This is a genomic window from Acidovorax sp. LjRoot204 (assembly GCF_056175785.1).
In genome coordinates this window covers 1-7,185 of record NZ_JBGFFF010000188.1, presented here as the reverse complement: position 1 = coordinate 7,185, position 7,185 = coordinate 1, and the positions used below count along the sequence as shown (strand labels likewise).

Here is a 7,185-nt window from a genome sequence, read left to right as displayed (position 1 = left end):
CAGCACCACCGCCACCACCATGCCGCCCAGCCCCATGCCCAGGATGCGCAAGGGGTAGATGCGGCGTGGCATCTGGCGGCGGGGCGTCGGCATGGGGTATGCGGGGGAAAAGGCGGCGCTGCCACGCGGGCATTCACCGGCCAGGTAGGTAGAAAGTGCGGCGGAGCTTACAACGCACCGCCAGGCGATACCAGCAAGAAATGACCGTGGGCCATGCCCCATCCGTCGCCTGGATGGCGTTGATGGGTGGTGGGGCCTTGTTGCCTGGTCTGTCTGGGTGGTTTGTGGGGCCAGTGGTGAGAGGGCGTTGGTGATGATTTGGGGTGAATTGCTAACAAATTAATAGCAACCAAGGCATATCACACTAGCGCTACTGGCACTTTTGTTTCAAATTTGGCCCGCCGGGTCGCAAAGAACGCCTTCACATTGCGCACATTGGCGTCGCCCGTGAACAGCCGCTGCGACAGCGCCAGGTAGCCCGGCATGTCCCGCGTGTGCACCACCAGCACAAAGTCGGGCCCCGGCGACACGCGCCAGCACTGCTGCACCGCGGCCTCCTGCACGGCGCGGGCTTCGAACGCGTCGAGTTGTTCTGCGCCCTGGCGGTCCAGCGACACCTCCACGATGCACCCCAGCCCATGGCCCTGCAGCGCTGCCAGTCGGTCGGGCTGCAAGATGGCCACCTGCCGCTCGATCAGCCCCACATCATGCAGGCGCTTGACCCGGCGCAGGCAGGTGGGCGGGGACACATGCACCTGTTCGGCCAGGGCCTGGTTGCTTTGTGCGGCATCGGTTTGCAGCAGGTTGAGCAGCTGGAGATCGATTGCATCGAGAGATATGGATTCCATCGATTGATAAAAAATGAATGAAAATTTCACCGGTGTGGATTTATGAAATTTAAGTTCATTTTTTTGCAAATATCAATGAATAATTTTTCTCTTTGCTGCCTACGATCGCCCCATCGAATCCAACCCAAGGGCAACCACCATGTGCGGCATCGTCGGCGCAGYSTCCMMKCGCAACATCGTTCCSRTCCTSGTSCAGGGCCTGYARMGGCTYGAATACCGSGGCTAYGACTCCTGCGGCGTGGCCGTGCATGCGTCCAGCCTGGACGCCACGCGCCCTGCCGGCCTGCAGCGCGCCCGCAGCACCGCCCGCGTGGCCGAGCTGCTGGAGCAAGTGAGCTCCGAGCACATCGACGGTGCCACCGGCATCGCCCACACCCGCTGGGCCACCCACGGCGCGCCCGCCGTGCACAACGCCCATCCGCATTTCAGCCACGGCACGGGCGCAGACGCGCAGGTCCAAAGCGCAGGTCGCGTGGCGCTGGTGCACAACGGCATCATTGAAAACCACGAAGAACTGCGCAAGGCACTGCAGGCACGCGGCTATGTGTTTGCGAGCCAGACCGACACGGAGGTCATCGCCCATCTGGTGGACAGCCACTACAGCGGCGACCTGTTCGAAGCCGTGCAGGCCACCGTGGCCGAACTGCACGGCGCCTACGCCATCGCCGTGATGCACAAGGACGAACCGCACCGCGTGGTGGGTGCACGCGCTGGTTCGCCGCTGATCCTGGGGGTTGGAAACGGGGGCGCAGAGCACTTTCTGGCCAGCGATGCCATGGCCCTGGCGGGCGTCACTGACCAGATCGTTTATCTGGAAGAGGGCGACCTGGTGGACCTGCAGCTGGGCCGCTACTGGATCGTGCGCAAGGACGGTGCCGCACTCACGCCCGAACAGCGCCCCGTGCGCACCGTGCTCGCCCACAGTGGCGCGGCCGAGCTGGGGCCTTACCGCCACTACATGCAAAAGGAAATCTTCGAGCAGCCACGCGCGATTGCCGACACGCTGGAAGGCCTGGCCGGCATCGTGCCCGAGCTGTTCGACGGCGCAGGCCAGCATGGCGAGCCCGGCGCGGCCGCCTGGCGTGTGTTCAAGGAGATCGACAACGTGTTGATCCTGGCCTGCGGTACGAGCTACTACAGCGGCTGCACCGCCAAATACTGGCTTGAAGACATTGCTGGCATCCCCACGCAAGTGGAAGTGGCCAGTGAATACCGCTACCGCACCAGCGTGCCCAACCCGCGCACTCTCGTTGTCACTATCAGCCAAAGCGGCGAAACCGCCGACACGCTGGCCGCCCTGCGCCACGCGCAGTCGTTGGGCATGCAGCACACGCTCACCATCTGCAACGTCGCCACCAGCGCCATGGTGCGCGAATGCAAGCTGGCCTACATCACGCGCGCCGGGGTCGAGATCGGCGTGGCCAGCACCAAGGCTTTCACCACCCAGCTGGCAGGCCTGTTCTTGCTGACGCTGGCGCTGGCCCAATCCAAGGGGCGTTTGAATGACGAGCAGGAAGCTGCGCACCTCAAGGCCATGCGCCACCTGCCTGTGGCCTTGCAGGCCGTGCTGGCGCTGGAGCCACAAATCATCAGCTGGGCCGAAGACTTTGCGCGCATGGAMAACGCGCTCTTTTTGGGCCGGGGGCTGCATTACCCCATCGCSCTCGAAGGYGCSCTSAAGCTCAAGGAARTSASCTACATCCACGCCGAGGCSTACSCSGCCGGCGAACTCAAGCACGGCCCCCTGGCCCTGGTGACCAGCGMSATGCCCGTGGTCACCGTAGCACCCAACGACACCCTGCTCGAAAAGCTCAAGAGCAACMTGCAGGAAGTCCGTGCGCGCGCGGGTGTGCTGTACGTGCTGGCTGACGCCGACACCCGCATCGAGAGCAGCGAGGGTATCCACGTCATCCGCATGCCCGAGCACTACGGCCCCTTGAGCCCGCTRCTGCAYGTGGTGCCGCTRCAGYTGCTGGCSTACCACACGGCCTGCGCGCGGGGGACGGATGTGGATAAGCCCAGAAATTTGGCCAAGAGCGTCACGGTGGAGTGACTTGTCGAACGGACCGCTTTTTTATTCTGGGTAATTAAAGTCGTAAACACGCAAATAAGGTGGTAAACAAGCCTCCAGCATTCATTCGGGTTTGCGGGGTGGTCATTTGTAACAGTAAAGTCGTAAACTCGAGTTTGACAGGTAAAGACGACCTAGAAATACGAAGCAAATCGCAGCCCTGTTTGGGCTTGTTGATATATATATATAAAAGAGCGCTCAGTTTGAGCGCTCTTTTTCTTTGGTTTTTCCAGAAGTTCTTGCGGTCCGAGCAGCCCCTAAACGCTCCGATGACTGCAAGAGGCTGGTAGCCGTCATTCACACGTCCGTCCACGAACGACCGCATCACTCTACAGCGGACGCTAGAGGCGATGAGTGCATGCCCGCGTGCCCCATCACCTGTTTGGTCTCCCAGGCATAGGCCACGAGCGGCACCTTGGTGGCACTGGTGGGAAAGCGGGCCTCATGCCAAACGATGCCTGTATTGAGGATGCTGGCTCCCGCCGCCTCGATGGCCTGGGCGAGCTGTAGCACTTCTGCCGGCGTGGAGCGGCCCTCCACGAGCTAGAGCATTGACAGTCGCTAGATGATGAGGTTCGGTCCAACGCGCTTGTGAGCTCGGCATAGGATCKTTACGGAAATGCGCATGCGCTTGGCATAGCTGCCGCCCTAGACGTCGCCGCACTGATTGCTACGTGCGGCGATGAACTCGTTGATCAGGTATCCGATCGACCTCATCAGTGCGTCATTTGGGAATTGATCATTCCAAGTAGATTCAGCGCCTGATAGCGATAAGTCGCACCATGCCTCGAAGTCCCACCTCTCTTGCTACAACAAACCCACTTGTCTCCAGCTGTGTGATCAGATGGCCGATGGATAAACGCAGCTTCCGGTAGTGACTGACCCGCGTTGTCCACCCATGAGCAGTTCGCTCTTGGACAATGTCATGCACCAGTACGCTTGTTGCCTCATATTCCAAGAAGCATGTGAGCAGTCGCTCGTTGTCGCTTCGCACAGGGATAAATCGATGGCTGCCAAAGAGAGGTGTGGAGTAATCACGTAGTGAGATCACAAAGGTGCCACCGCAGGCCAAAGTCGTTGCGGCATTTTCGATGAGTGACAAAACAGCACCCGTATTGGGTAGGTGGGTGATGGTGTCACCCATGCAGAGAATCAGGTCAGGACGTTCCGTCAGGTGTTTAGGAAATGTGAGAAGGTCTTCGCAAACCTTACGGATAGTTACCCCTTCGCTGAGTTCTTCGAGCGTTCGCAACAAAAGCGCAGACGCATCGATTGCCAAGACGGATGCACCCGTACGCGCGATCGGAATAGCATGCATCCCGAATCCAGCACCCAGGTCAACCACCTTGGAGCTCAGTCCTATCGGTAGACCCAAGGTCTGAATTTCGGAGGCTCCTCTTTGCAATGCGGCTTGGGCTCCGCCCTCCATCCACAGGTAGACGGGCGCCAGGTGTTGCTCGTAGTGATCGTTAGTCGTCATGCGAGAGTGAAATGGAATTTGTGGGATGTAGGCGGGATGCGATCAGCGCCGCTTCTTTGGGCTTGAGAGTTATCCCGGTTCGCTGCATTTGTCCCTGATCGATACATCTCATCTAGCGACGACCAGCGCATCGATAGCGTCAGGGTCCAGGCCTTCCATGACACGTTGCATGGGTTGCTCGAAACGATCTCCGCCTCGGACTTCTAGTTTGATCATCTGTGCTCTTGCTGGATTTGCTCGGTCCCAGGGGAAGGAGGGATCCGGTTTCGCAAGTAGGGGAAAGCGGTCCGGCGGTACGTCCGCGGGATGCAGTCCGTTGAAACCCAGACGTGCCTGCGCTTTCAGTTGATCACCCGTTAGGCCAGCTCGCCATGTACGTACTCGGCGCAACATCGTTTCTACGGGTGAATTGTCAATACCAAGCTGGTTCCTCCGGCGCGCCTCGGACGCTGCGACGCCTGCATTGGCACGTGCGTGCTGCACACGAATCTCTGCGATGAGTCGATCGGCGTTTGCGGGATCTGTGCGGCGCAGTCCCTCGGCGATGCGATCCAACATCCGATCTTGCTCACCAGATGGTGCCGATTCCTCATCCTTGCGTACATCCTCCAACTTGCGCTGCAGATCGCGCTCAGTAAAGTCAAGGTACTCCGCCGTAGTGACCGGAACCCACGGCAACTTTCCATTGCTCGTGAAGACAAGCATGTGCCCACCGAATATGGGACGCCCGCGCAGTGTGCCAGTGACCGGCAACGCGCGCCATGCTGCGAGCCTGTCGTCCTTCAGCTCCGGTACTTCTGACTCAAAAAATGCGTGAGGCGCGTTGACGCTGGCCACTACTGACAACAAGGGGCCAATTCGATCCGCACCTGCAACGACATCGCAGCGGCCCTTCACCCACACAGACTCTCGGTGGTCGCGCAATAGGAAGTGTGCAGGTCTTGCTGGAGCCGTCCATTGGCCGCCGATCTGCCAGCTGCTGCGAAGCCTTGTGCGAGGCAGCGCATGAAGTTCAGGGCGGGCGTGAAGGAGTTTGTTGAACTCTCGCAGTGTTTGCCGCAGCGGCGCGACCGAGGGGTCGTTCACCATCTTCAGATCTGCAGTCTTGGGATGCTCAGCATCGATCCAGCAATCGATCTGCGCGTGCGCACTGTGGCTGGCGAGCAGTAAAGCCAGAGAAGCGGCGGTGAGGAGCTTCACACGAGCGATTAAGGGTGGCGTGAGAATCATGCTGCGTTCTCCACCTGAGCTTGGATCGGGTGGATTGCAAAGCCAGTCTTGTAGTCCTTCAGTCCTGACCTGGCAGCTTGGCTAGTTACCGACTCAACAATTGAACCTAAAGCACCAAGACCTCCGCTGCACGCCATTCGCTCAGCCATGGCTGCGGCGGCCCGGCGGTAGCGGTCGTCTTGCAGAATCTCACGAACGGCATCTCGAACTTCGGAAGGACGAGGCGATACCCGACGCAGACGGCGCCCTACCCCGGACCATGCAATGCGCGCGCCCACCTCGGGCTTGTCCTCCAGGCCTCCGCTGGCGACGATGGGGACGCCGTAGCGCAACGCGTACTGCACGCCACCATATCCAGCATTTGTCACAAAGACGTCGGTCTTAGGCAGTAGTTCGTCATAGTTCAAGAACTCAGCCGCGCGCGCATTGCCGGGAAGCGGCGGAAGACTGGTCAACGGTCGTCCTCCTGTAGCCACAACGACGATGACGTCTTCATTGGCCAAGGCCTGGAGGGTTGGACCAATCAGCTGGTTGAAATCCTTGTTGGCAATCGTCCCTTGCGTCACATGAACTACCGGCCGTGTGCCATCCAGATCACGCCACCAAGCAGGCCGGGGTGCTGACGAGCCCGAGGCCGAGATCGGCCCCACAAAGTGAAGCGTTGACGGCGCATCCGAGCGCGGGTACTCGAATTCGGGCACTGTAAATTGGGTGATGCCTTCAGCCCGACGCGCCCAATCGAGAATGGGCCCCGGCATCGGCACGCCAAAAACCTGCCGGTGCATGTCGTCGGCGTGGCGTTGTGCTGGGGCCAGAACTCTTGCGGCGAGCGCTGAAAGTAGCTTGTTTCGCAGCCTCCCGATCGAGCCAGGCATCGGCGGCACGCCCATGCCAAATGGGGCTGTATCGCAGCTGGCAAGGGAGAGGGGCAGCACCCCGCACATCACCACGGCCGGACGCGCGTCTCGGGATTTACCCAGCACCAAAGAAGCGCCAGCAAAAGCAGGGTCCGCCAGCATGGCATCTATCGGCTCGGATGCATGTGCAGATACGACAGCGTTGTATTGCGCCATAGCCGGGCGTGTGAACAACTCCAGTACATCAAAAGCGATGGCGTCGACACCTGAAAGAGCTGCTCTTCCTGGAAAACGGTCGTTGAGATCGATGCGGTCATCGAAATCAGCCGAACCAGGTAATGGAATGTGCCTAGCGCCGGTCTCACGGACTGTTGTAGCAAAGCGACTTCCGGTGAGGAACCRCACGCTGTGACCTTGTTCGACAAAGTAGCGCGCAACCGCAAGTAGCGGCGTTACGTGGCCGTGGATCGGGACCGTACAAATGAGTATGGAGGACATGGTGAAGACGACGAAGACAGGGCATTCCCCGCGAACAGGAACAAGTGGTGCCGGACACAGGTGACGGAAGCAGCCGCTGCCACCGGCCAGTCGGCGTGCAGTTTCCGCACTGAGRCTGTGTGCTTAAGCGGCCCATGGCGGTGTGAATGGAGGCTTGTCCTCAACAACAGCCTGTCCTCCCACAGGAAGAATGGCTAATGC

At 60.0% G+C, this 7,185-nt stretch carries 5 protein-coding genes and 1 pseudogene; 1 reads left to right on the top strand and 5 read right to left on the bottom strand.

Going from position 1 to position 7,185, the window contains the following annotated elements; translation table 11 throughout:
* Positions 1 to 359: 359 nt before the first annotated feature.
* Positions 360 to 848, bottom strand: a complete 489-nt coding sequence (locus AC04MI_RS21885) for an Lrp/AsnC family transcriptional regulator (RefSeq protein ID WP_108498955.1) — start codon at positions 846 to 848, stop codon at positions 360 to 362.
* A 139-nt stretch (positions 849 to 987) separates the two neighbouring features.
* Here AC04MI_RS21885 and glmS point away from each other — a divergent pair, with 139 nt between their 5' ends.
* Entirely contained in the window at positions 988 to 2,901 is a 1,914-nt protein-coding gene (gene glmS, locus AC04MI_RS21880) for a glutamine--fructose-6-phosphate transaminase (isomerizing) (protein ID WP_476498688.1), read from the top strand.
* Positions 2,902 to 3,276: 375 nt separating this feature from the next.
* Here glmS and AC04MI_RS21875 read toward each other — a convergent pair.
* The 4 genes and pseudogenes from AC04MI_RS21875 to AC04MI_RS21860 form a co-directional block, all read right to left on the bottom strand.
* Positions 3,277 to 3,639 (bottom strand): annotated as a pseudogene (locus tag AC04MI_RS21875) (oxidoreductase); the annotation flags it as partial.
* Positions 3,640 to 3,673: 34 nt separating this feature from the next.
* Positions 3,674 to 4,399, bottom strand: coding sequence for a class I SAM-dependent methyltransferase (locus AC04MI_RS21870; RefSeq protein WP_436077562.1), 726 nt, complete (start codon positions 4,397 to 4,399; stop codon positions 3,674 to 3,676).
* 108 nt (positions 4,400 to 4,507) lie between these two features.
* Entirely contained in the window at positions 4,508 to 5,629 is a 1,122-nt protein-coding gene (locus tag AC04MI_RS21865; RefSeq protein ID WP_436077563.1) for a hypothetical protein, read from the bottom strand.
* Entirely contained in the window at positions 5,626 to 6,984 is a 1,359-nt protein-coding gene (locus AC04MI_RS21860; protein ID WP_476498687.1) for a glycosyltransferase, read from the bottom strand. The genes AC04MI_RS21865 and AC04MI_RS21860 overlap by 4 nt, the downstream gene beginning before the upstream one ends.
* Positions 6,985 to 7,185 lie beyond the last annotated feature (201 nt).